26 protein-coding genes and 1 pseudogene are annotated in these 22313 nt (G+C 56.3%); 18 read left to right on the top strand and 9 right to left on the bottom strand.

Annotated features, from left to right (window positions below; genetic code table 11):
• Positions 1–37: 37 nt before the first annotated feature.
• The 6 genes from dnaA to mutM all read right to left on the bottom strand — a co-directional run bounded on the left by dnaA (position 38) and on the right by mutM (position 6202).
• Positions 38–1381: a chromosomal replication initiator protein DnaA gene (gene dnaA / locus SLH49_RS00425; protein WP_320267214.1), complete on the bottom strand. Its 1344-nt coding sequence runs from the start codon at positions 1379–1381 to the stop codon at positions 38–40.
• 591 nt (positions 1382–1972) lie between these two features.
• Complete coding sequence (gene rpsT / locus SLH49_RS00420; protein ID WP_320267213.1) at positions 1973–2236, bottom strand: 30S ribosomal protein S20; 264 nt, start codon at positions 2234–2236, stop codon at positions 1973–1975.
• Between the two features lie 169 nt (positions 2237–2405).
• The gene (locus tag SLH49_RS00415; RefSeq protein ID WP_320267212.1) at positions 2406–3335 is read right to left on the bottom strand and encodes a type IV pili methyl-accepting chemotaxis transducer N-terminal domain-containing protein; all 930 of its coding nucleotides are present in this window, start codon (positions 3333–3335) and stop codon (positions 2406–2408) included.
• A gap of 53 nt (positions 3336–3388) precedes the next feature.
• Entirely contained in the window at positions 3389–4354 is a 966-nt protein-coding gene (locus tag SLH49_RS00410; protein ID WP_320267211.1) for a type IV pili methyl-accepting chemotaxis transducer N-terminal domain-containing protein, read from the bottom strand.
• A 156-nt stretch (positions 4355–4510) separates the two neighbouring features.
• Positions 4511–5287, bottom strand: coding sequence for an enoyl-CoA hydratase (locus SLH49_RS00405; RefSeq protein ID WP_320267210.1), 777 nt, complete (start codon positions 5285–5287; stop codon positions 4511–4513).
• A gap of 63 nt (positions 5288–5350) precedes the next feature.
• Positions 5351–6202 carry a bifunctional DNA-formamidopyrimidine glycosylase/DNA-(apurinic or apyrimidinic site) lyase gene (mutM, locus tag SLH49_RS00400; RefSeq protein WP_320267209.1) on the bottom strand — a complete coding sequence of 284 codons (852 nt, stop codon included), beginning with the start codon at positions 6200–6202 and terminating at the stop codon, positions 5351–5353.
• A gap of 129 nt (positions 6203–6331) precedes the next feature.
• Here mutM and ubiE point away from each other — a divergent pair, with 129 nt between their 5' ends.
• Positions 6332–7084: a bifunctional demethylmenaquinone methyltransferase/2-methoxy-6-polyprenyl-1,4-benzoquinol methylase UbiE gene (gene ubiE, locus SLH49_RS00395; protein WP_320267208.1), complete on the top strand. Its 753-nt coding sequence runs from the start codon at positions 6332–6334 to the stop codon at positions 7082–7084.
• A 1-nt stretch (position 7085) separates the two neighbouring features.
• Positions 7086–8615: a 2-polyprenylphenol 6-hydroxylase gene (ubiB, locus tag SLH49_RS00390; protein WP_320267207.1), complete on the top strand. Its 1530-nt coding sequence runs from the start codon at positions 7086–7088 to the stop codon at positions 8613–8615.
• 195 nt (positions 8616–8810) lie between these two features.
• Here the strand turns inward: ubiB and SLH49_RS00385 are convergent, their stop codons facing one another.
• Entirely contained in the window at positions 8811–9470 is a 660-nt protein-coding gene (locus SLH49_RS00385; protein ID WP_320267206.1) for a flagellar hook capping FlgD N-terminal domain-containing protein, read from the bottom strand.
• A 9-nt stretch (positions 9471–9479) separates the two neighbouring features.
• Positions 9480–10808, bottom strand: coding sequence for a flagellar hook-length control protein FliK (locus SLH49_RS00380; protein ID WP_320267205.1), 1329 nt, complete (start codon positions 10806–10808; stop codon positions 9480–9482).
• A 107-nt stretch (positions 10809–10915) separates the two neighbouring features.
• Here SLH49_RS00380 and SLH49_RS00375 point away from each other — a divergent pair, with 107 nt between their 5' ends.
• From SLH49_RS00375 to SLH49_RS00345, 7 genes and pseudogenes are all read left to right on the top strand, one after another.
• Positions 10916–11209, top strand: a complete 294-nt coding sequence (locus SLH49_RS00375) for a rod-binding protein (protein ID WP_320267204.1) — start codon at positions 10916–10918, stop codon at positions 11207–11209.
• On the top strand, positions 11202–11543 hold the full coding sequence (locus SLH49_RS00370) for a flagellar protein FlgN (RefSeq protein WP_320267203.1): 342 nt from the start codon (positions 11202–11204) through the stop codon (positions 11541–11543). Before SLH49_RS00375 ends, SLH49_RS00370 begins: the two co-directional genes overlap by 8 nt.
• Positions 11544–11747: 204 nt before the next feature.
• Positions 11748–13286 (top strand): flagellin, encoded by a 1539-nt coding sequence (locus tag SLH49_RS00365; protein ID WP_320267202.1) that lies wholly within the window; start codon positions 11748–11750, stop codon positions 13284–13286.
• A 91-nt stretch (positions 13287–13377) separates the two neighbouring features.
• On the top strand, positions 13378–13752 hold the full coding sequence (flaF, locus tag SLH49_RS00360; RefSeq protein WP_320267201.1) for a flagellar biosynthesis regulator FlaF: 375 nt from the start codon (positions 13378–13380) through the stop codon (positions 13750–13752).
• Positions 13752–14156: a flagellar biosynthesis repressor FlbT gene (gene flbT, locus SLH49_RS00355; protein WP_320267200.1), complete on the top strand. Its 405-nt coding sequence runs from the start codon at positions 13752–13754 to the stop codon at positions 14154–14156. Before flaF ends, flbT begins: the two co-directional genes overlap by 1 nt.
• Positions 14153–14947: a DUF1217 domain-containing protein gene (locus tag SLH49_RS00350; protein ID WP_320267199.1), complete on the top strand. Its 795-nt coding sequence runs from the start codon at positions 14153–14155 to the stop codon at positions 14945–14947. The genes flbT and SLH49_RS00350 overlap by 4 nt, the downstream gene beginning before the upstream one ends.
• Positions 14948–15341: 394 nt before the next feature.
• A pseudogene (locus SLH49_RS00345) lies at positions 15342–16010 on the top strand (IS5 family transposase); the annotation flags it as partial.
• A gap of 98 nt (positions 16011–16108) precedes the next feature.
• Here SLH49_RS00345 and SLH49_RS00340 read toward each other — a convergent pair.
• Positions 16109–17467, bottom strand: coding sequence for a FliI/YscN family ATPase (locus SLH49_RS00340; RefSeq protein ID WP_320267198.1), 1359 nt, complete (start codon positions 17465–17467; stop codon positions 16109–16111).
• An 86-nt stretch (positions 17468–17553) separates the two neighbouring features.
• Here SLH49_RS00340 and SLH49_RS00335 point away from each other — a divergent pair, with 86 nt between their 5' ends.
• From SLH49_RS00335 to SLH49_RS00295, 9 genes are read left to right on the top strand one after another with little or no spacing between them, the layout of a single operon-like run.
• Positions 17554–17940 (top strand): FlgB family protein, encoded by a 387-nt coding sequence (locus SLH49_RS00335; protein ID WP_320267197.1) that lies wholly within the window; start codon positions 17554–17556, stop codon positions 17938–17940.
• A 9-nt stretch (positions 17941–17949) separates the two neighbouring features.
• Positions 17950–18342 (top strand): flagellar basal body rod protein FlgC, encoded by a 393-nt coding sequence (gene flgC, locus SLH49_RS00330; protein WP_320267196.1) that lies wholly within the window; start codon positions 17950–17952, stop codon positions 18340–18342.
• An 11-nt stretch (positions 18343–18353) separates the two neighbouring features.
• Positions 18354–18632 (top strand): flagellar hook-basal body complex protein FliE, encoded by a 279-nt coding sequence (fliE, locus tag SLH49_RS00325; RefSeq protein ID WP_320267195.1) that lies wholly within the window; start codon positions 18354–18356, stop codon positions 18630–18632.
• Positions 18632–18898 carry a flagellar biosynthetic protein FliQ gene (locus SLH49_RS00320; protein WP_413785256.1) on the top strand — a complete coding sequence of 89 codons (267 nt, stop codon included), beginning with the start codon at positions 18632–18634 and terminating at the stop codon, positions 18896–18898. The genes fliE and SLH49_RS00320 overlap by 1 nt, the downstream gene beginning before the upstream one ends.
• A gap of 2 nt (positions 18899–18900) precedes the next feature.
• Positions 18901–19617: a flagellar hook-basal body complex protein gene (locus tag SLH49_RS00315; protein WP_320267193.1), complete on the top strand. Its 717-nt coding sequence runs from the start codon at positions 18901–18903 to the stop codon at positions 19615–19617.
• 12 nt (positions 19618–19629) lie between these two features.
• Entirely contained in the window at positions 19630–20415 is a 786-nt protein-coding gene (flgG, locus tag SLH49_RS00310; RefSeq protein WP_320267192.1) for a flagellar basal-body rod protein FlgG, read from the top strand.
• Complete coding sequence (gene flgA / locus SLH49_RS00305) at positions 20412–20828, top strand: flagellar basal body P-ring formation chaperone FlgA (RefSeq protein WP_320267191.1); 417 nt, start codon at positions 20412–20414, stop codon at positions 20826–20828. The genes flgG and flgA overlap by 4 nt, the downstream gene beginning before the upstream one ends.
• On the top strand, positions 20815–21546 hold the full coding sequence (gene flgH, locus SLH49_RS00300; protein WP_320267190.1) for a flagellar basal body L-ring protein FlgH: 732 nt from the start codon (positions 20815–20817) through the stop codon (positions 21544–21546). The genes flgA and flgH overlap by 14 nt, the downstream gene beginning before the upstream one ends.
• A 21-nt stretch (positions 21547–21567) precedes the next feature.
• On the top strand, positions 21568–22068 hold the full coding sequence (locus SLH49_RS00295) for a flagellar basal body-associated protein FliL (RefSeq protein WP_320267189.1): 501 nt from the start codon (positions 21568–21570) through the stop codon (positions 22066–22068).
• Positions 22069–22313 lie beyond the last annotated feature (245 nt).

The raw sequence follows: 22313 nt of genomic DNA, 5'->3' as shown, positions 1-22313 counted from the left end.
GGGAAACTTTCAGCCAGCAAAGATGCGCCCAGTTGGGCTATTCCTCAAGCGCGCGGCGCAGCAGTTCCAGGTCGTCAGCGATCTGGCTGTCAAGCGCCTTGAGTTCTTCAATCTTGCGCACGCCGTGCATGACCGTCGTATGATCCCGCCCGCCAAAGCGCCGCCCGATCTCGGGTAAGGAGCGGTTGGTCATATGCTTGGCCAGATACATGGCCATTTGCCGTGGCCGCGCATAGTTGCGAACGCGCTTTGGGCCGATCATGTCCGACAGGCGGATATTGTAGTGCTCAGACACTTTGCGCTGGATCTCTTCGACCGTGACCTTGCGGTCGGATGCCTTCAGCACATCCGAAAGGCAATCCTGCGTCAGTTCCAGCGTGATTTCGCGGCCCACGAGCGATGCAAATGCAAAAAGACGCGTCAGCGCGCCTTCCAGTACGCGGACATTCGTGGTGATGCGATGGGCAAGGAATTCCAGAACACCATCAGCGATCTTGAGTTCGGGATATTGCGCCGCATAATACTCGACCTTCGACTGCAACACGCCCAAGCGCAGTTCGTAGTCTGTCGGGTGCAAATCAACGACCAAGCCGCATTGCAAACGAGATTTAATCCGCTCTTCTAGATCCTTGATCTCTCCCGGAGCCCGGTCAGCAGAAATGATGATCTGCTTTTGCCCGTCAACAAGGGCGTTGAAGGTATGAAAGAACTCTTCCTGCGTGCTGTCCTTGCCCGCAATGAACTGCACATCATCGACCATCAGCACGTCAACCGAGCGAAAGATTTGCTTGAAATCCATCATCTTGCGTTCGCGCAAGGCGGTGATGAAGCGATACATGAATTGCTCGGCCGACAGATAAAGCACGTTCAAGTCAGGGGAGCGCTGTTTCAGCTCGTGGGCGATCGCATGCATCAGGTGCGTCTTACCCAAGCCGACACCACCGTAAAGGAACAGGGGGTTAAAGGTGACGGGTCCACCTTCGGCCACTCGGCGGGCGGCGGCGTGGGCCAATTCGTTGGGTTTGCCGACGATAAACGTGTCAAAGGTAAAGCGGGCATCCAGCGGCGATCCTGCGATCTCGTCCACCTCAGTGGGCTTGGCCACAGGTTTAGTTGCGGGTTTCACGACTGACCGCGCTTGCCTGAGGACGTTGAACTGCAGCCGCTGTACGTCCTGCCCCTGTTTCTTCATCTGGTAAATGATCTGATCGCCAAAATTCTGCGACACATAATTGCCCATAAAAGGTGTCGGGACATGAAAGGTTGCAACACCACCTGACAGGTCATCAAACTCAAGTGGTTCGATCCAGCTTGAAAAGGAATTTGCCCCCAACGCGCCTTTGAGCCCCCGCAACACCTCTGCCCAGATATCGTTCGTCATCTTGTTCCTTTGTCCCACACTCTTATGGCGCATTCGCAAACAACGCACACCGGTTACACGCGACCAGGAAAGCTCCGGGCAAAAACTACCTGCCGCTCGGACTGTCCCTTTCCGAACGTCGGGCCTTGTGCCAATAACATAGGCCAAGGCGTCGCACCGCACATGACAGGCGCAGCACGTCCGCCCAATGGCAGTTGGTGGAACATAAACGACGCCGATCTTTGGAGAGCACTCTCCAAAAACGCGCAGACGCAAAATGACCTGGTGCGATAGCTTTAGCTACTTACCCCGACGCCACCTTTGCATGAAGCTCGACAGTCTGTTTGATCCGAACATTGCGCCATGACCGGCGCCAAATTAGACAATGACTGTCAATCCTCTTCATGTTCCCCCCGGAACGATGTGAATCGCATCGCTAAGCTAGCAAGGCGTCTGGGACCCCTTCAATACAACAACGCGCTTGACTCAATGATTGTGCAAAAAGAATCTGTGGGCCCCTTGAAATGACTGAGAAACCTGATTGCCGGTGCAACACGGCCAAAAAAAAGCACGCCTTGCGAGGCGTGCTTGTGTTGCCAAAATGGTCCGAATTCAGCCGACCGCTTTGACCCGTGCAGCCAGACGGGACATTTTCCGTGCGGCTGTATTCTTGTGATAAACGCCTTTCGTAACACCGCGCATAAGCTCCGGCTGGGCGGCTTTCAGTGCCGCTTGTGCGGCGTCCTTGTCGCCTGATACAATCGCTTCTTCAACGGCACGCAGGTAGGTACGAATGCGTGAACGACGCATCTTGTTGACAGCGAAACGGGCTTCGTTCTGACGTGCCCGCTTTTTCGCCTGGGGTGAGTTTGCCATGTATCGGTTCCCTTGATTGGGTCAAATTGAATGTGGTCGCGCAAGATGCCCAATCCGGGTTTTACAAACCGGCTGTCCGGCCAGAGCGGGCCTCACGCGCATGTACAAGCGGAGTTGTTAGAGTGCGCGTGGGGCAGAGTCAACAATGGAATACGGCAACGTGGCGTTGTTAGTAGACCCGTTTCGAGTAAATCGCATAAAGATGCGCAACGTCGTTCATCGTGTACATCTTGTCCGCGAGGATCTCGTAAAGCGTTTCGGCATTATCCGGTGCCAGCGCCCCGGTTTCCATGATCGTCACCAGGTGCCCTGAAATGACATCGAAGTCAGACGACATGTATTCCAGCTTGGCCGCGATCTCTGGCGTTGGCGGGGGCTGAATGCCCAGTTCAGGTGCACCGTTCTGCATCGCCGCCATGCCAAATTTGAACTGGCCAGCGGCCGTGTTCAAGAGGTCGATATATGTCTCATCAGCGGCACCTGACCACACAAGGCACCCAAGAAACGACAGGCGCTGGGACAGCATGCTTTGGCGTCCGGCTACCTCTAGCAGAAGCGCATCGGAATAGAGCAGTTCTACAGGATTGGCATATTCGCCCTCAAGCTCACTGAGCAGATAATAGGTTTGATCGAGCATGTCCGAGGCGGTTCCATAAAGCACCTCAACCGCAGATTCGTCTGACGGGTTGGCAAGAACCTGTTCTCCTGCCTCTTTCAAAGGCGCCCAGGAAACTTGGATCTCTTCGATCAGTCGCCTTGTCTTGGCGCGCTCTTCTCCTCCGACGATGCCGAAGTCAGGATTGCCGTTCAAAAGCGCATCGGCCATTACATCGAAGTTATCCAATCCCTCGCGCAGCAGCTTGGCGCTCATCTCTGGTGCGACGCCATTATGGAGATGGCAGACAGCGGCGGGTACTTCTTGCGAGATGGTGCGCAACGCATCGCCCGCCTCAATCCGGATCGCAGCGCCGGTATCTTCGACAAAGCCGATTTGCTGAAATCTTGCGAGCAGCGATGTCGCGCCTTCTGCCAGAACCGCGCCGGGTACGGCAAGCAAAGCCGCGGCAGTGACGGCACGCAAAGCAATTTTATGAAACATATCGTACTCCTTGAATGGGCGGGATTTGAACCCGCCAGCACTTGGTATTGGGTTCAGTAAACGCGCTTGGAATAGTCCTGGTACAACTCTTCAAGCTCTTCGACTTTGTAGAGTTTGAGCGCGAGGCGATGATAAAGGTCTTCACGGACCTGAAGACTGACATCGGCACCGGAGCGGATCTCGCTCAGATAGCCGCTGAGGATTTCCCAGTCTGAAGCAACATCTTCCAGATTGGCTTCGATCTCCGGCGTTGGCGGGGCCAGCACACCCAAGGCTGGCATGCCATTGGAAAGCGCATCCATGGACGCCTCGAAAATGCTGATGGACTTATCAAGCTCTGCCAGCGCATGCGCATCACCGTCACCTGACCAAACACGACAAGCCTCGTAGGCCATGCGCTGTGTCATGGCCGCCATCCGGCCAGACACTTCCAGCAACATCATGTCAGAGGCCAGCAACTCAACGGGATTGGCGTATTCGCCTTCCAGCTCGCTGAGCAGATGGTAGGTCTTTTCCAGCATCTCATCAGCGGAGGCATAGACGATCTCAGCTGCTGTTGCGTCGGTCGGGTCGTCCAGCACGGCCATCGCGGCGATGCGCTTGGGCTCCCACGTTTCGATCAACGCTTCGAGTTCGACAACCGTTTTGCGGCGTGTCTCGCCACCGATGATCCCCATCTCCTCATTGCCGTGCAGAAGCGCGAGGGCAACCGCATCAAATTTGGCGACGCTGTAGCTCAACAATTCGCGCGCCTCGGCAACATCCACATTGTTGTGCAGATGGCAGACGGCGGCAGGGATCTCCTGTGACAAGGTCCGCAGTATATCGCCCGCGACGATGCGGTTTGCTGCCCCTGTATCCTCAACAAAACTAAATTGCTGGGCGAGAACCAGTCGCCCGCCTTCCATGACCGTCTTGGGCGACGCCAATTGATTCAGGTCTGCAGTTGCCACACTAGGCACCGACATCGCAACGGCGATGACGGCCCCAATGGTTTCGAAAACGAACTCAGAACGCACTTTAACCACCTCACTTACAAGCTCACACCACGCGACAGAGCCGGGAGGTCCGACCTAACGCTGGGTAAACTTTAATAAGAAATGTGGCAAAAAATAGGGCAATACCTCTAAAATTGAGAGAAATCTGTCGAAACCACTGTCTTTTGACGTTAATAATTAACGATCCCGGAACTGTGCTTCTCGTTTTTCGAGGAATGCGGCCATGCCCTCGGTCTGATCCTCGGTCGCAAAGAGCGAGTTGAAGAGCCGTCTTTCGTAGTTGAGTCCCTCGGCCAGCGTCGTCTCATAGGCGCGGTCAACCGCATCCTTGGCAGCGATTGCCGCGATCTGCGACTTCTCGGCAATCTTCTCTGCCGCGGCGCGCGTCTCGGACATGAGTTTCTTGACCGGCACTACACGACTGACAAGCCCGCAGCGCTCGGCCTCTTCGGCATCCATGAAACGGCCCGTCAGGTGCATATCCATTGATTTGGACTTGCCGACGAAACGGGTGAGCCGCTGTGTCCCGCCAAGCCCGGCGATCACACCCAAGTTGATCTCGGGTTGGCCAAACTTGGCGTTGTCCGCAGCAATGATGAAGTCGCACATCATCGCCAACTCGCATCCACCCCCCAACGCATAGCCTGCGACCGCGGCAATAATGGGCTTGCGAATGCGGTTAAACCGGTCGGATTCATTCTCGAAATAGCGGCTCGTATACATCTCAACAAATGACTTGCTGGCCATGTCGCTGATGTCGGCGCCCGCCGCAAAAGCCTTTTCCGAACCGGTGATGATGATGCACCGCACCTTGTCGCTGGCATCGGCCTCTTCCAGCGCCATGCACAACTCGCTCAGAAGGTCGCTGTTGAGCGCATTTAGCGCATCTGGCCGGTTGAGAGTGATGGTGGCGATGTCGTCGCTGATATCCACGATGATCTTGTCAAAGGCCATGCTGCTGTCCCTGTTGCCGCTGGTCAGACCTTAACGCTTAGCAAAGCAAGCTGCCGGATCAAGCTATCTTTGACATTGCGGACAGAAGAAAGATGAGCGTCCGGATTGTACGATTCGCTGGATTTCTTTTTGACATCCGGGCGTTACGCAAGGCGCGCCAGCGCGGTCATAGACCTGGAAAACATGCTGGAAATACCCCAGTTCCCCGTCTGATTGCCGATAATCGCGCAAGGATGACCCGCCAGCGGCAATGGCTTCGGACAAGACATCGCGGATGATCGGCACCATGGCCGCAACACGCGGCGCGCTGATCCGGCCCGCTTTCCGCTTGGGGTGGATCCCTGCGCGAAACAGCACCTCGCACACGTAAATATTGCCTAATCCGGCCACGATCCGTTGGTCCAGAAGTGCAGACTTGATAGGCGTGTTCCGCCCCTTCAAAGCGTCGATGAGATATTGTTCATGAAAGGCATTGCCAAGCGGTTCGGGGCCCAGATCGCGGATCAACCAATGATCATCCTGCGCATCGGTCGCCATCAGATCCATCGTGCCAAACCGCCGCGCATCGTTAAAGATGATCCGCGCCCCGTTTTCCATATGAAAGATAACATGGTCATGTTTGGCAGGGGCGGGGTGCGGGTGATGAAAATCGCCAATCATATGGCCCGAGATCAGCATCCGCCCCGACATGCCCAGATGGATCAGCAGCGTTTCGTCGCTGTCGAGATCGACAAGAATGTACTTCGAACGGCGACGCAAACGCAGAACACGCTTGCCGGTCAAGCGTTCCGCCATCCTCTCAGGGAATGGCCAGCGCAGGTCCGGGCGGCTCACATCCGCCTGCACGATAACCTGCCCTTCCATCACGGGCGCTATTCCGGCCTTTACCGTTTCAACTTCGGGCAGTTCGGGCATGTCTGTTTCTGGGATGCGTCTATCGGTCCGTTGCATAGGCCACATTTCAGCGCGTGGCACAATGACAGTTTGTCTCTGCCGCCAAGTGGGTATAACGGGTTTCGGACAGATCTGCAGTGAAGGCATCCCATGACCGAAAAGCCACAGAACACCACGCATTTCGGGTTCGAAACGATCCAGGAGGATGACAAGGCGGGCCGCGTGCAGAGCGTATTTTCGTCGGTGGCGAACAAATACGACATTATGAACGATGTCATGTCTGCCGGCATTCACCGGATCTGGAAGGATGCGATGATGGATTGGCTGGCGCCGCGTGCAGGCCAGCGGCTGCTCGACGTGGCAGGTGGCACAGGCGATATCGCCTTTCGGTTCCTCAAACGCGCCGGGCACGGCCATGCGACAGTTCTGGACCTGACTGAGCCGATGCTGGTTGAGGGTCGCAAACGGGCCGAGGCGGCACGCATGTCCGACAGCCTCACTTGGGTGGTCGGCGATGCCATGTCGCTACCCTTTGAGGCCAATACGTTTGACGTCTACACAATCAGCTTCGGCATTCGGAACGTAACTCGCCCGCAGGACGCCCTTGCTGAAGCCTTTCGTGTCCTGAAACCGGGTGGACGCCTGATGGTGCTGGAATTCAGCCAGTTGCCGAACCCGATGATGCAGGCCGCTTATGATGCTTATTCGTTCAACATCATTCCGCGGATGGGTCAGATCATTGCAGGTGATCGGGACAGTTATCAATATCTGGTCGAATCGATCCGCAAGTTCCCCGATCAGGACACGTTCCTTGCCATGGTGCGCGACGCGGGTTTTGAGAACGCCAAGTATCGCAACCTCAGCATGGGGATTGCGGCCCTGCATTCGGGCTGGAAGCTTTAGCTTGCGAGGCCCTCACAACATCATTCGCCTAATCCGCACAGGCGCTACTTTTGAACGCACCGGCGCAATGAAGGTTGTGTTAGAGGCGCTCGAAGCCGGGCCACTTTTGCGTGTGACCTTCCGCACCCTCGCCTGGCCGTTCCGGTGGCTGGGCTACAGGGGCGATGTCAGCATGCCGCCCGTGCCTCGCGCGCTAACGGCTCTGGGTCCAGCTTACATCAAATTCGGTCAAATCCTCTCAACCCGACCCGATGTGGTGGGTGAGGATATGGCAGTGCAACTGCGTGTGCTGCAGGACAAGCTGCCGCCTTTTTCGATGCGCGCCGCCAAAGAGACGATCCAAAAGGAGCTGGGCCCATCCTTTGACCAGCTTTTCACATCCTTTTCCGAGCCTGTCGCAGCGGCATCACTCGCCCAAGTCCATAAGGCACATCTTGCCGATACGGGCGAGGCTGTCGCGGTCAAAATTCTGCGCCCGGGGATCGAACGCGCCTTTCGCACAGATATTGACGCTTTTTACTTTGCCGCCCGCACCATTGAATTCCTATCACCATCATCGCGGCGCCTCCGACCGATGGACGTCATCGCCCATTTTGAAGGCGTCGTAATGGCCGAGCTTGACTTGCGTTTGGAGAGTGCCGCCGCCGCAGAATTCGCCGCGAATACGGACGGCGACTCCGGTTTTCAGGTGCCGCAGGTTCGCTGGGCCTTGTCCGGTCGACGGGTCATGACTCTCGATTGGGCGGAAGGGACCAATATCGGCATCAACGAAGCGCTCGACAGAGCGGGCCATGACCGTAGCGAGCTAGCCGCCCGGGTGCTGCAATTGTTCCTCAATCATGCGCTGCGCGACGGGTATTTTCACGGCGATATGCATCAGGGGAACCTGAAGGTAGCGGCCAACGGTGACATCATCGCCTATGATTTCGGGATAATGGGCAGGATTGATGAATATACCCGGCGCGTCTATGCGGAGATCCTGTTCGGCTTCATCCGCAAGGACTATCAACGGGTTGCCGAAGTGCATTTTGAGGCGGGATATGTCCCCGCCGACCGTGATGTTGACGAATTTGCCCGTGCATTACGTGCGGTTGGTGAACCGATCTTCGGTATGGATGCCAGCCGGATTTCCGTGGCGCGCTTGCTCAGCTACCTCTTTGAGGTCACGGAGCGTTTCGGGATGGAGACGCGAACAGAGCTTATCCTGTTGCAGCGCACCATGGTTGTTGTCGAAGGTGTGGCCCGATCGCTCGACCCGCACATGAATATCTGGCAGGTCGCCAAGCCGGTGGTCGAGAACTACATTAAAGAGAGCATCGGACCAAAAGCGCTTTTACGTGATTTACGCAAAACGGCAGTGATCCTCGCACGATTTGGGCCGCAACTGCCGCGTTTGGCTGAAGAGGCGTTGATACGTCTCAACAATCCGCCACCACCGCCCAAACCGCAACGACGCCGTGCGCGGCTGGCATGGATGGCATTGGGCAGCGTTTTTACAGCGGTGTTGATTTGGATAGCCAGTCTGGTTTGACACATCCACCACAGCGCCATCTATATTATCAGCTATCGCGATCACAATCCGAGACTGTCCCGTCATGAAAAATGAGAGCCGCTCGTGCTATATTGCGAAGCAAGCGTCCGCAAGGCAAGTAAGACAGCCAAGCGTAATGGCGCCCAAACACAAATGCCAGTGATGCGGACACGCAACTAGCCGCCACGGCAGTCGTCATGCTGGGTCGCGCAAGGCCGTCACTTGGCTTGACGGTACTGCGGCACCACCCTTGAGGATAAGAACGGTCTGACCTTCAGTCATGCGGACCTCAGTCACATCGCTGTAAACTTCGACAAGGTCTTCCGACAAAATCTCATCGTCTGCGCGGCTGACCAGCTCGAATGTGTATTGTCCTGGCGAAAAGGGTTCACCACCCGGACCGACCCCTGCCCAGGAAACCGCCTCTGGCGTCGGTGAAACGGCAAATTGCTGAACCACCTGGCCATTTTCATTTCGCACAATGATCTCCGCACTTTCGGCCAGTGCAGGTGGATTCGGGGCCAGAGTAAGCGGCTCTCCATCAAAATATGCAGGAGCCGCGGCCCGCGCCTCTTTGCCGACCCAAGCGGCCATATCTGCCAAACCGCTGAAGTTCATCTGGGCCGTGAGTTCTTTCAGCAAATCGTTGGTCAGAACGGCCTGCTCAACATTTGAGAATGTTGCGAGTTGCGTTGCAAAATCGGTCGATTCAATCGGATTCAGCGGGTCCTGATACTGCATTTGCGCGGTCAGCATCTGTAAAAAAGTATCAAAGTCTGAACTGATCGCACTCGACGACGAGGTATTGGTATTGCTGCCAGTGTTTGCAGTATTTGCAATTTGGTTAACTTCCATCGTCATTCCTCACAATCTTAGATCCAGCCCCGACGTCGGTCCCGTCTTTGGGCGAAGTGGAACCTCTGATTTGTCAGAGGCCATGTTCATGTCGGGCATTTTTTCGGGAGCAGACCCATCATCCGATTTGCCATCACCATCGAACGAAAAGTTAATGTCATCATAGCCCAGATCCCGGAACTCCTGCGCAAGAACGTCAATGTTGCGTCGCAGGAGTTCGGCAGTTTCGGGGCGTTCAGCCGTCACGCTCAGCGTAATTGCAGCATCAAGCGACGTCATGGCCAGGCGCACCCGCCCCAATTCCTCAGGATGAAGTGCAATCTCCGTCATGCGTCCTGCATGTTGCGTCATTGAAGTGACCAGTTGCTGAGCGACCTGCCGTGTGGTTTCAGCTCCGTGGGGTGATGAAGTCACCACCACCTGTTGTGACGCATTTGCTGCCGGTCTTTCGCTAACCAGGAGCGTTTGCGTCAGTTCCACATCGCCAAGCGGCGCATTCGCGCCGGGCTTCGAGATGTCCTGCATCATCTGGGCAAGGGGCGTTGCCTGCACTGGCATCGGCGTTTCACGTATCAGCAGCGGCGCTACCTTTGGCGGTGTTCGGGCTTCAACCGGGATGTCGCGCTTCTCCGGCTTTGGCGGCAGCAATTCGTCCGCCACGGCCACTCCTGATTTTTCCTCAGGAAGCGCCATGGCGATTGGCGTCGTCGCAGTTGGTTTTGGAGTTGCCTCCTTGGACGCGCCCAACATATTGGTCGTCTCCTGCGGCATCGCATCGGCTGGCGGCGCCTTCGCTGACGGATCAATTGCCGGTGCAACAGGTGTTTTTGGCTGTCCGGCAACCAACACCTTTGCCGCCTCTGCAGTCTCAACTTTCGTTGGCGGCATCTGCACCTCAACGACGCGCTGCGCCATGGTTGGCGGTGTGGCGGGAGCCGACCCCTTAGCCATAGCAGGCCTCGGCACCTCTGCCTGCTTTGCGCCGGGCAACTCTTCACGCGGCGCGGTCTGTTCAGCATCAGGGCGCGGCATCAGCCTTTTGCCCTCTTCGACGACCGCTGACGGCGAATGCTCCGCCACGGCTTTGGGAGTCTCAGCAATCGCGATATCAGGTCCCTCAGGTGGGATCTCTGACTCAACTTGTGGCACTGGAGTTTCCAACTCTGCCTCAGGCGCAGAGACCAGCTTTTCCGCCTGATCTGCCTCCAAAGCAAAGGTCGCAGCAAAATCCAGCGCCTCACCGTCCTGCTCGGGCTGTTGCGCTGATTTTGACGCGCGCGCATCAACAGGACCACCCTTTGGGGGCGCACCCAAATCTGTCATTGGCAATGGTAGCATCGGTTCTCCGAAAGAATCGCGTTCTTCTTTTGTTTCGCGCAAAAAACTTACTGAATGTTTAGGAGTAACCGGCAAAAGGCAGGGAGTTGACAGAACCGGAGAACCCGATGACGCTCATCCCCGCACTTCCTGCACCCCAATCAAATGTAGCCCTTCCAGCCTATGCGCTAGAAGACGGAAAGTTGCGCGCCGCCGCAGAACAGCTAGAGGCGACTTTTCTTGCAGAAATGTTGAAATCGGCGGGTCTTGGTGCGCCGCGCGATTCCTTTGGCGGCGGTATCGGGGAAGAGCAATTCGGTTCGTTCCTGCGCGAAGCCCAAGCGAAAGAAATTGTGGCCGCAGGCGGCATTGGCCTCGCCGAAGCGTTGTTCGAAGCCATGAAGGTGCGCATGGATGCCTGAACAGATCAGCCATGACCTTATCGCTTTACTAAGGAATGAGCGTGCCGCCATTCGGCGCGCCGATTTTGATGAGCTGCAGAAGCTGACTGAAACAAAAGAGAGGTTGTTTTTGGAGCTTCAGTCGCACGCCCCAAGCCAGGCGGCGCTGGCCACGATCAAGGACTTGCTGACTACCAATCAGTCGCTCCTTTCTGCGGCAATGAAAGGTGTCAAGGATGCAAAGGCACGGCTCTTGGAGATCGCGGATGTGCAAAAGGGCCTGCGTGTTTATGACCCTGCTGGCCAAATGGCACATGTGAAAACACGGCAGTCAGGCTTGGAAAAGAAGGCGTAATTTCGCTCAAATTGCGCGCATTTGACCGATGCGTCTTAACAGGTTGTTCAGGTCACTTCGATTTATCTGCCGTCACTGCCAAGAAGGCAAACCGCATCGGTGAACGCACTGCGGTGATCACGTCAGAATGACGCTTCAACGCATCCATAAGGGTGTTTTCTGAATCAAAACGGCGCAAAGCGCCTTTCAAGAGGACCACGAAATATGTCCAGTATTCTGACTAACAACAGCGCAATGGTGGCGCTGCAGACGCTCAAATCAATCAACATGGACCTGGCCAAAACCCAGTCGATGATCTCGACCGGTAAAGAGGTTGGTTCGGCACGCGACAACTCTGCCGTGTGGGCCATCTCGAAAGTCATGGAATCGGACGTAAAGGGGTTCAAGGCCATTTCAGAAAGCCTGTCGCTGGGCTCTTCGTCTGTCGCAGTCGCCCGCAACGGTGCCGAAACCGTCACCGACCTTCTGAACGACATGAAGGAAAAGATCGTCGCCGCACAGGGCGAAAACGTTGACCGCACAAAACTACAAGCTGACGTTGACGCAATTGCGGACCAGATTTCATCTGTTGTTGGCGCAGCTCAGTTCAACGGCTTGAACATGCTGAATGGCACCGAAAGTGTGAATGTTCTTTCATCGCTTGATCGCGCAAGCGACGGAACGGTTTCGTCTGCAAACATCACAGTTGCCCGTCAGGATCTTAGCTTCGATGGCGGGGTCTATGGGACCGGCGCCGACCTGAGTGCAAACATCACAACAACGCTTGGCGCTAACCTTGCTGCTGACGGTACAGGTGATGCTTTCTCAAACGGTGCGAACGTTCTGGAAGCAACAGTTGCCGGTACTCTCACTGCCGGTGAAACCTACAACTTTCAGATCGCAGGCGAAACTGTAAGCTTCACGACTACGACGACTGCGGTAAACGACCTCGCTTCCGGATTGACTGCTGCCATCAACGCAGCTGGCATTGAAGATATCTCTGCCACCGTTGCTGGCGCCGTCATCAGCATCAACTCGACATCGCAGTTCGATGCAGTTGAGGTCAACACAAGCGGGACTGGCTCTGGTACTTTCGCGCTTGAAGCAAATGGAGCCACCGCAGCAGCGGCAACAACCAACACCCAGACAATCAATGCGCGTGCATCCGAACTTGCATTCTCAACAACCGCAGGCGTTAACGAGGGTGACGGTTACCGTGCAACAATCGGCGGTGTCAGCTACGACTATGTCGCTGGCCCCAACGAAACCTTCGAGGATGTCGCACGCGGCCTTAAGACGGTGATTGATGGTGCTGGTATCGAGAACATCGAAACGCGCGTTCGTCAGGATGCAACAACCGGTGCATGGGTGCTTCAGATTGACAATGATGGCGCTGCCCAGACCCTGACAGATGCTGGTGCTGCTGGCGGTACAGCAACCGGCGGTCTCGTTGGTTTGGACAACCTGGATGTCACATCTGACGAAGGCGTTGCCGCAGCTTTGGCGAATATCGAAACCTATATCGATACAACCATTGATGCCGCTGCTGAGTTCGGTTCCAGCCAAGGCCGGATCGATACGCAGGCAGAGTTCATCTCGAACCTGACCGACAGCCTGAAATCCGGTATTGGCGCACTGGTTGACGCCGATATGGAAGAGGCTTCTGCCCGCTTGCAGGCACTGCAGGTACAGCAGCAGTTGGGCGTACAGTCGCTGTCGATTGCCAATCAGGCACCGCAGACGATCCTGTCGCTGTTCCGGTAGTGACATTTGGCGGCGCGGGGTAACCGGCGCCGCCTCAATCCCGGCGCGGTAAAACCGCGTCTCGTTCAACACTGTCCCGGAAGGACCTCTCGTGAACGTTATTGACCAAGCCCGTCAGGCTTACGCCCCAACACAAGTTGCCGTTCGCACGGCACAATCAATCGAAGTTCAACTGATCAGCCAGATCACCGCCCGCATCAGACGCGCGCAGAGCTCTCAGCCCGTAAATTTTCCCGCTCTGACCAGCGCACTGCATGACAATCGGCGCATGTGGTACACCATGGCGGCGGATGTCGCCGACAAAGATAACGCATTGCCACGCGAACTACGGGCGCAGCTTTTCTACCTTGCCGAATTCACGGATCACCATAGCAAGCGTGTCCTGAAAGGTGAGGCTGACGCCAATGCGCTCATCGACATCAACACCGCTGTCATGCGCGGATTGAATGCCCAAGGACCCGCGTGATGTCAGGGCTCGTGTTAAAACTGAACCCAAAGGAAAGGGTGCTCGTCAATGGCGCTGTGATAGAGAATGGCGATAGGCGAAGTCGTCTGTCGATCCTGACGCCAAACGCCAACATCCTGCGTCTGCGCGATGCCATTCGCCCTGATGAGGTGAATACGCCAGTCCGACGTGTCTGCTACATTGCCCAATTGGTGCTGTCAGGAGATGTCACACCAGATGATGCAAGACTGCAGATTCTGCGTGGCATCGAACAGCTTAGCCAGGTTTTCCGGGATGAAGATAGTCGCACACATCTTGATGCCGCGACTAGTGCGCTTGACCAAGACGACTTCTACCGAACGCTCAAGGCGCTCCGCAACTTGCTTCCGCGGGAAGCACGGCTTTTGGCGGCACAACGCGCATGAGTTTTCAACCGGTTGTCCCCCTCTCCGGCTATGTCGGCTGGCGCTTTTTGGAACGCACGCTGGATGCGCAACAGACAGCATTTTCAGATAGCCAGCCGATCACTCGGGCCACCGATTACTTTCGCGAAAACATCGGCAATGTGCGAACGGTCGGGGATCTGGTGAACGACCGGCAATTACTGTCGGTCGCCCTGGGCGCCTATGGTCTGGACGACGATATCGACAATCGCTTCTTCATCCGAAAGATCCTTGAAGACGGCACTATCGATGAGGATGCCTTGGCAAATCGATTGGCCGATAATCGATATGCCGAGTTTAGCCGCGCGTTCGGCTTTGGTGATCAACCGATTCCAAGAACGGGGGATACGTCGTTTGTTGAGGACGTTGTTGCGCGGTTTGAAACTCGGCAATTCGAACGCGCCGTCGGTGAACAGGACAACAATTTGCGGCTTGCCATGAATGTCAGCACCGGCTTATCGGATATTCTCAACCGCAATAGCACGCCCACTGGACAGTGGTTCTCTGTCATGGGGAATGCGCCTTTGCGCAACGTTTTTCAGACGGCCCTTGGGCTGCCATCTAGTATTGCGAGCATCGATTTGGATCAACAGCTTGAAGTGTTTCAGGAAAGATCAAAATCCGCGCTTGGTACGGATGATTTGTCTGATCTCGCTGATCCAGAAGAACAGGAAAAGCTGATCAGGCTTTTTCTGGTGCGATCCGAAGCTGCTGAGATTAGCGTAACCTCGGGTGCTTCGACTGCGTTGGCTTTGCTGCAATCTGCACCTTAGGTACTAGCGTAACGCACGATCGTATGGCCTTTAGTTATTTCACCTCTGTCGCCATCAGCTAGACTCTAAGCTGTCGCGCAGCTCTAGCTTTTGTCGCTCGGCAAGTGAGACTTCGCTTGCGGAATACAATCTCGCGATATGTGATCATCGCAGTGGTCAGGAACTTCGACCATTTACTTGGCTGTTGTGGAGATGCCCAAAAGGACGCGTTTTCACAACGACAGCTAAAGCGGTGTACCAAAGGATGCTATCCATTTCCGAATGCTAACTCTAGCGCAAGCCGTTATCCTGTCCCACCAAGAAGAGGGAAAACCCGAGACAAATAGACTAGGGTTAGAACCCACTAATCTCTGATTGGCTACGTGCTTCAAGGTTCGAAAACCGAGCGGTGAACATGGCCAATAAATTTTGGCTAACAGAAGCGCATATGGCGCGTCTTGAGCCTTTCCTTCCAAACCTCCATGGTAAACCTCGCGTTGACGACCGGAGAGTGCAGAGTGAGATTGTCTTTATCAATCGCAACGGTTTAAGGCGGCGCGATACACACGCGACCTATGGCCCCGCGCAATACGCTATATAATCGCTGTAAACGCTCGAGCGATAAGAGAGTCTTTGCCTGGATGATAGCCGGTCTGGCAGCCGACCACGGCAAGACGAAGACCGCGATGATTTAGCGCCACCTATCTGAAAGCTCACCGAGCAGCGACCAGCATTGGTCTGAAAAAGGGGGTTTGGACGTCTGATTTGTCGCACCAAAGGTGGCATGGATACGAAGCTGCATGCCGTCTGTGACAGCAATGGGCTTCCACCGAACCTGTTTGCGAATGCTGGATAGGTCAGCGACTTTATCGGCACGCGCGCTCTTTGGCAGCCTGCCGAATGCTTTGATTGGCTTCTCGATGATCGTGGCCATGACTCCGACTGGTTCAGAGAAGCATTCAAAGACAAAGGGATACGCCCATGTATCCTCAGTCGAAAGCAACGCAAGAAAACGAATAAGTAAGTCAAGCGCCGATACAGGCGGCCCAACCGGATTGAGATCATGTTTGGCAGGCTCGAGGATTAGCGGCGCGTCGCAACCCGATAGGACGGATTCCCGAAGGTCTTCCTATCAGCCTCGCTCCCGCGACAAACGTCATTTACTGATTATGTATCCTGATCTTAGGGTCCGCTCCCAGTCACCTCCTCGGCTGCGAAACGATTGTTCGCCCCCTGCATCGCCTGCCGGAGCTTGGCAAAATGCGAAAGGCTGCCGCGTTGATCCTTAACCGTCATTAACTCGTGCAGCGCTGGCACGCAGTGAATCGCCGCATCAATGGCCTTGTCGGATCCAGCTGCATAAAGGCCCGACTGGATCATCAGTTCCGCTCTATCATAGCACCCCAAATGCGCACGGGCCTGAGCAATCAATGTGTTTTCCTGAGGCGTGGCTGCATATGGCAATGCGCGAGAGACCGATTTTAGCACATTGATTGCCGGAAAATGGCCGCGCTCTGCAATTTCGCGATCCAATACCACATGACCATCAAGCACACCACGCAGCATGTCCGCCACGGGCTCATCCATATCGGATCCGGCCACAAGTACCGAGAAAATGGCCGTAATATCACCGTAACTCGGCAAACCTGGGCCGGCGCGTTCGCAAAGCGCGGCGATTGTCGGCCCGGTAGAGGCAGGATAGCCACGCAGATTGGCGCTTTCACCGGCAGCAAGGGCAATTTCACGGTGCGCCTCGCAAAACCGCGTCACCGAATCGACAAGGAGCAGTACCTGTTGACCAGCGTCGCGAAAGTGCTCAGCCACTGCCATTGCAGCCCATGCGCACTGCCGCCGCTTTTGCGGTGATTGATCGGATGTCGCCGCCACAACAACCGCGCGTGTCATTCCGTCGACGCCAAGGACCTCTTCAACAAAATGGCGTAACTCACGCCCACGTTCACCAACCAGTGCGATCACGATGACGTCAGCCGCCACACCTCTAGCCAGATCGGCGAGCAGCGTCGATTTGCCCACGCCAGACCCCGCAAAAAGGCCAATCCGCTGCCCCTGCACGATTGGAAGCATGGTGTTAAAGACCGCTAGGCCGGTTTCCAGCCGTGGCCCGAGCCCGCGCCGCATATGTGCGGAAGGTGGTGTGTTTCGGCGACGACGTGGTATGGGCCCCGGCAAGAGCGGCTTGCCATCCATTGGGCGCCCGTCCGGATCGACAACACGTCCAATCCAGGACGCGTCAGGCGCGAAAACCGTTGGTGTCTGAAAGATCGCGGCATCGCCGATGGAAATCCCATCAGTCTCAGCCTCCATCAACAGATGCACGCCAGCACTATCCAGCTTCACCACCTCACCGCTGAGCGTCCGCTGTGCTGACCTGATTTCGACACGATCACCCACACGGGCGGTGTCAATCACGCCGCCCACCTGAACCGTCCCGCCCGAAACACCCTGAACGCGGCCCACATCGTAAACAGGGTCTAAACCCGCGAGCGCCATCTGCATCTGATCAATGATGTTTTCGGTCATCTTTTGTTCTCAGCCGTTAACCACAAACCTCTTTTTAAGGAATCGGGCTTAAAGCTTCGTTGAAATCAGCCGAGGGAGAAGCCCCGATGTATCAATCACTGGATTTATTCCAGACCGCCCACGCGATGGCCCGGCATGCCGGGGCACGACAGGCGTTGGTGGCGCAGAATATCGCGAACGCGGACACCCCGCGTTATGAGGCGCGACATATCCCACCCTTTCAGGACGTCTTTGAGGCGAGCGGTGATATGCAGATGCGCGCAACCCGCGCAGGGCATCTCTCGGCTGGCGGCACCGTTGGTGCCAATGCTGCGGCGCTGACAGCGACGACGGAACCTTCGCCCAACGGAAACACCGTTTCCTTGGAAGAAGAGATGATGAATTCGGTTGCAATCAGCCGCGAACATAACCGCGCTCTCACGATCTACCGCCATACCATGGCGGTGCTGCGCACCAGCCTTGGGCGGAGCTAGGGAGCGGATATGACTGATTTCAGCGAAGCAATGTCCGTCGCGACCAGCGGTATGAAGGCGCAAGCTAACCGTTTGCGCCACGTTTCGGAAAACATCGCAAACAGCGACACGCCCGGCTATCAAAGAAAGATCGTCTCGTTTGAAGAGATGGTCGCTCAAGGTATGCGTACGGGCGAGGTGGCAACTGGCCCTGTGCGCCTCGACCAAACCGAATTGACACGCATTTACGACCCCGCAAACCCTCTGGCGGACGAAACCGGCCATTACGACGGTTCAAACGTCAATCTGCTTTTCGAAATTGCGGACGCGCGTGAGGCGCAACGCAGTTACGAAGCCAATCTCAAAATGTTCGATCAGGTACGGCAGATGTCATCTGCCCTCATGGATCTTCTTCGGAATTAAGGAGTAACGACATGGACATCAGCTCACTCGTCGCCCAGAATTATGCGGCCAGCAAAACCGCAACCGCGCCCGAGCCGGGCACCGGAAACGCTTTGCTGGGCGCCACGCAAGACTTTATGACGACACTGCGCAACAGCGAGAACACCGCAATGCAGGCCATGACAGCTGGGGCCGATCCGCATGCGCTGGTGCAGGCATTGGCCCAGACGGAGCTGGCCGTGCAGACCGCCGTCACGGTTCGCGACCGCGTTGTCGAAGCCTATCAGGAAATTCTGCGTATGCCGGTTTGATGAACGAAGCTTTGTTCTATGACACGCTGCGGCAGGGTCTTTGGGTGGCGTTTGTGATCTCGTTGCCAATCCTGACAGTGGCGCTGGCGGCTGGCCTTGCGGTGGGCTTGTTTCAGGCGCTCACCTCGATCCAGGAAATGACGCTGACATTTGTGCCCAAGCTGGCGGCCATCATCGGCGTGTTCTGGATCACGATGGCATTCATGTCCGAAACGCTGGTGTCACTTTTCAAAACGACACTCATCCCCATTATCGCGGGAGGCTAAAGATGGATAACGCGTCCTACACCACGCTCACGCGCCAATCAGGCCTGATGCGCGAGATGCAAGTCATCGCCAACAACATCGCGAATGCATCGACCACCGGCTTTCGCGCCGAAGAGGTAATGTTCGCCGAACATGTCAAAGGGCTGGGGCCGGGCACGCAATCGCTTTCCATGGCGACGGCCAATGTACGCGATACGGTGATGTCGCAGGGGACGCTCGCGCAGACCGGCGGCACCTTCGATCTGGCGATCGAGGGGGAGGGCTTCTTTCTGATCGAGACGCCACAGGGGCAAAGACTGACCCGCGCGGGCGCATTTGGACCCAACGAAAACGGTGATCTCGTGACGCCAGACGGATACGCCGTGCTTGATCCGGGTGGCGCGCCGGTCTTTGTTCCGCAAGGCCTTGGCGCCATTGGCATCGCACCTGACGGCACGATCAGCGCTGGCGGGCAGCCGGTTGGCCAGATCGGTATGGTTAACCCCATCGACTCCACGCAGATGGTTCGCGAAAGCGGCGTTCTTTTTGACGCCCAAGGCGGGTTTGAACCGGCCCTCGACGGTCGGATGTTGCAGGGCTTTCTGGAGGCATCCAACGTCAACCCGATCTTGCAGATTAGCCGCATGATCGAGGTGCAGCGCGCCTATGAGCTGGGGCAAAGCTTTCTTGATAAAGAAGATGAACGCATCCGCAGCGTCATCGAATCCATTCGGCGATAAAGGAGACTGACGATGCGCGCATTACAGATCGCAGCAGCGGGCATGACCGCACAACAAATGCGGGTCGATGTGATTTCCAACAACCTCGCGAATATGAACACGACCGGATACAACGCTCGACGCGCCGAGTTTGCGGACCTGCATTATCAGCAACTGGCGAGACCTGGCACGATCAACGCGTCAGATGGAACAGTGCTGCCAACCGGTGTGCAGCTTGGCCTTGGCGTGCGGGCAAGCGCGATATCCGTCATGCTGAGCCAAGGGTCGCTGGCCGCCACGGGCGGCGATCTCGACCTCGCAATTGAAGGGGAAGGCTATCTTGAGGTCACCCTGCCTTCTGGCATCTCGGCCTATACACGCGATGGCGGCCTGAAACTGACGGGCGACGGGCTGATCGTGACCTCCGACGGCTATCCCGTGGTGCCGGATATCACGATCCCGCGCGATACCCGCTCCATTTCGATCAACGCCGAGGGTGAGGTGTGGGGCTATTTCAACGATCAGGTGCAGCCACAGCTTTTGGGCCAGTTTACGATTGCGGGTTTTACCAATCCCAAGGGGCTTGAGGCGATTGGCTCTAACCTGTTCCTCGAAACACCCGCATCCGGCCCCTCTGCCGTTACAACGCCGGGGGAAGAGGGACTGGGTCTATTGCGTCAGGGATATCTCGAAGACAGCTCGGTCGATCCGGTGCGCGAGGTCACGGATCTGATCGAAGCACAGCGCGGATATGAACTGAACTCAAAGGTGATCACCGCCGCCGACCAAATGCTGGGCGCAATGGTGCAGTTGAGATGATCCGTACATTGCTCTTGTGTGTCGGGCTGGCTGGGCCCACGGCTGCTGACACTGTTGTTGCCACACGCACAATTCCCGCCCAGTCGCTGATCATGGACGGTGATGTCACCGTCAGCAGCCGAGATATACCCGGTGTTGTCAGCGATCCAGCTCAGGTTATCGGTATGGAGGCGCGGGTTGCCCTCTTCGCCGGAAGGCCGATCCGCCCTGCCGATGTTGGCTTTCCCGCTGTGGTCGAACGGAACCAGATCATACCCCTCTATTTTCAACGTGGCGGTCTTATGATTTCGACCGAAGGGCGCGCCCTGGGCCGGGCCGGGCCGGGTGACCTTGTCAGGGTCATGAATATCAGTTCGCGGAGCACGGTCACCGCACGAATAGGCGCAGATGGGGCAGGCTATGTGGCACCGTAGGCCCATCCTCTCAATTGCCGTGCTTGTTGCCGGTTGCACCACCACACCGGTTGGCAAGCCACCCGCCTTCTCCCCACCCGAACGCGCGGCGGAAAGAGAGGCGATGTTCAACCCCAGCTTTCCCGATCCGGTGCTGACATCGTCGCTGGGCCCGTCCCCGAATGCGTCGCTTTGGACCGGAGCACGCGGGTCGCTCTTGGGTGACAGACGTGCGATGTTGCGTGGTGATATCATGACAGTTGTGATCGAGATCGATGACAGTGCCGAGATTTCGAACTCGAGTGACCGGTCACGCTCGGCGTCGCAACAGGCCAGTATCCCGCAATTACTAGGCCTGCCACAGCGGGTCGATGAACGGCTTCCAACAGGCGCGTCATCAGCGCAACTTGTGGATCTGAATTCCCAAAGCAGCGCGTCAGGTGACGGCACAGTGCGGCGCAACGAACAATTGACACTACGCGTTGCGGTAACAGTGACCGATGTGCTTCCTAATGGCGTGCTGCAAATCGTCGGCCAGCAGGAGGTTCGCGTAAACTATGAACTGCGTGAGCTGATTGTGACCGGGTACGTCCGACCAGAGGACATAACACGGCAAAACGAAATAACCTATGACAAGATCGCATCGGCCCGAATTTCTTATGGTGGTCGTGGACAAATCACCGACATGCAGCAACCACGGTACGGACAGCAAGTGCTTGAAACAGTACTGCCATTCTAGCATGCTGAAGGAGATCGCGTTTTGAAAAAGCTGCTATTGCCTGTGATATTGCTGGTGATTGGTGTCGGTTCAGGCGTTGCCGCCGGCTTCGCACTTAAGCCAGAGGCGGTCGCCGGAGATGATCTTTTGGCAGACGGCCACCCATGCGGCGATACACAGAAGGTGGCCGAAGCTTCGCAACCACCGGAAATCCCCGAAGAGCGTGAATACGCAAAACTCAACAACCAGTTCGTCGTCCCTGTGGTCGAAGACGGCAACGTCGTGGCCCTGGTGGTCATGTCTCTAAACGTGGAAGTGACAGTAGGCGGCCGTACAACAATTTTTGCAACCGAGCCGAAGTTACGAGACGGCTTTCTACAGGTCATGTTCGATCACGCGAATATTGGTGGCTTTTCGGGTAACTTCACGTCGGGCACGAACATGCGTACGCTTCGTAATGAGCTTTTGCGCGTCGCGCAGGAAATCGCGGGAAGCATTGTAACGGATGTCCTGATAATCGACATCGTACGTCAGGATTCATAATCTGAAAACCGCTTTTGATCGCGCCTCGCAGCAAAGACTGCGTGATCAAGCAATGCTCGGGCAGCCTGATCCTTGCCAAGCGCCAAGCGTAGCTTTGACTGATAGTAATCCTTGCTGGCACGGACCTGCGCCAGCTCTGTATTTATTATAGCACGCCGCTGATCTACCCAGCGGTGCCATCGGATATCGGCACCCGCAACGAGTGCCGCATCATCCGAGCTTCGCGACGCGCACGCCAAGGACGC

The sequence above is a fragment of the Cognatiyoonia sp. IB215446 genome, assembly GCF_033963825.1.
GTDB lineage: Bacteria > Pseudomonadota > Alphaproteobacteria > Rhodobacterales > Rhodobacteraceae > Yoonia.
Note: the sequence above shows the minus strand (reverse complement) of the source record. Positions and strands in the feature narration are given on the sequence as shown.